This is a genomic window from Micromonospora sp. NPDC052213, from assembly GCF_040679695.1.
Taxonomy (GTDB): Bacteria; Actinomycetota; Actinomycetes; order Mycobacteriales; family Micromonosporaceae; genus Micromonospora.
Map to the genome: position 1 here is coordinate 1 of NZ_JBFAVI010000336.1, position 1,997 is coordinate 1,997.

Consider the following 1,997-nt stretch of genomic DNA (forward strand, 5'->3'; position numbering starts at 1 on the left):
GCAAGATCCTGCTTGTGCTTTGACCAGGGCGTCCGGGCTGGCCGGTCCGCCGGCCTGCCCTGACCCGGCCCGGCGTGCGTCGTCCCGTGGCGTCGGGGGCACGGTCCTCGTGCACCACGGCCCCCGCCGGACGACGTCGCCCGAACCGACGGGAGAAATCGTGAAGGCTCTGGTGTTGTCCGGCGGCTCGGGTACCCGGCTGCGGCCCATCAGCCACTCGCTGCCCAAACAATTGGTTCCACTGGCGAACCGGCCGTTGCTCGAGCACGTCCTACAGGGGATCCGCGACATCGGGATCACCGAGGTGGGCATGGTGGTCGGCGACCACGGATCGCAGATCAGGCAGGCGCTCGGGGGCGGATCCTGGAACGACGTCGAGATCACCTACCTGACTCAGGAGTCGCCGCGGGGACTCGCGCACGCCGTGCGGGTCGCGCGGGGTTATCTCGGTGACGACGACTTCCTGCTCCACCTCGGCGACAACCTGCTTCCCGACGGCCTCGGCGGCGGTGCCGCGGAGTTCCGACGGGGCGGCGCCGGCGCGCACCTCCTCGTGCAGAAGGTCCCCGATCCGCGGCCCTTCGGAGTGGTCGAACTCGATCGGGACGGCCGGGTGGTCCGTCTCGTGGAGAAGCCCCAGCGGCCCCGCAGCAACCTCGCCCTCATCGGGGCCTGCTTCTTCACCCCGGCAGTCCACGTGGCCGTCGACGCCATCCGGCCCAGCCGCCGCGGCGAGCTCGAGCTCACGGACGCGGTGCAGTGGCTCGTGGACCAGGGTGTCGCCGTACGGGCCAGCGAGTACACCGGCTACTGGAAGGACGTGGCCGACAGCGACGACGTCCTGGCGGGCAACCGACGTCTACTGGAGGGCGTCGACGCGCAGCGCGGTGGCGACGTCGATCCGTTCAGCGCCGTGGGTCCCCGCGTCTCCATCGCGGCGGGTGCGCGGATCGTTCGCAGCCATGTCGAAGGTCCGACGATCATCGGCCCCGGCTCGGTGATCGAGGACAGTCACGTGGGCCCCTACACCTCGGTCGGCCGTGACTGCCTCATCCGGGGCAGCGAGCTGTCCGGGTCCGTCGTCATGGACGGTGCGAGGATCTCGCAGGTGACCCGGCTGACGGACTCGATCATCGGTCGCGGAACCGAGATCGGCCGCGGTGACCGACACGCCGGCCACCGTGTCGTCAGCGGTGACCACGCGCGCATCGAGGTGCCGTGGTGAGACGGCCGGCAGTCGTGTCGCGGCTGCCGGCCGGGTCGCCGTTCCGGGCGGTCGCGTCCCGCCGTGCCGTGCCTGTCGACGGTGCGGCTGATGTCCCGACGACCATGGCCGCGCTGTCAACGTGCGTCGAGACGGCCCTCCGCGACCTCCTCGGCGTCGAGCTGGCCGTCGCGGTGCGACCGGTCGCGGGCCCCACGGCCGGGGTCGCACCCGCCGCGGCGAGCGCGTTCGTGTCCACTGGCGGTCCGCTGCACCGGGGCGCCACGACCACCGTCACGGCGACGGCAGACGGCGTGTCCCTCGAGGTGACCGGCGCCGGCCGGTTGGTCTGTGACGTCGCGGCGGTGCGGACGTCCTCCCCGGCCGAGTGGGACCGGTCGCTGGCCGAGCACGCCGCGCTGGCGCGGGAGGCGGCGGAGCTGGCGGGGGAGAGCCACGACCAGGCCGCGTGCCGGACGGGTGCCGTCCTGCGGTGTCTGCGGCGGCTGCACCTGCCGACGTACGTTCCCCTGACACTCGCTCCGGCGTCGAGGTCGGGTTGGCTGGTCTATGTGTCGGGCACGCTGCGCGTGGCCACGCACGTCGTGCCCGGACCCCGTGAGCAGCCGGTGGTCCTGGCGGTGCTGACCGACGGCTGGACCTGAGTCGTAGTCACGAGGACGGGGCCGCCCGGCGTGTGGCGGGCGGGCCCGGCGTCGTAACCGGGGGCATTCGCGTGTCGGGGTGGTGAGGAGGTCCGTTAGCCGGCGGCGCGGGGGACCGGGCGCGTGAG

2 protein-coding genes are annotated in these 1,997 nt (G+C 72.9%); both read left to right on the forward strand.

What is annotated here, in order from left to right:
- Positions 1-160 precede the first annotated feature (160 nt).
- Positions 161-1,225 carry a glucose-1-phosphate thymidylyltransferase gene (locus AB0L34_RS33695; protein WP_363709707.1) on the forward strand — a complete coding sequence of 355 codons (1,065 nt, stop codon included), beginning with the start codon at positions 161-163 and terminating at the stop codon, positions 1,223-1,225.
- Positions 1,222-1,869, forward strand: a complete 648-nt coding sequence (locus tag AB0L34_RS33700) for a hypothetical protein (RefSeq protein WP_363709709.1) — start codon at positions 1,222-1,224, stop codon at positions 1,867-1,869. Before AB0L34_RS33695 ends, AB0L34_RS33700 begins: the two co-directional genes overlap by 4 nt.
- Positions 1,870-1,997: the final 128 nt, after the last annotated feature.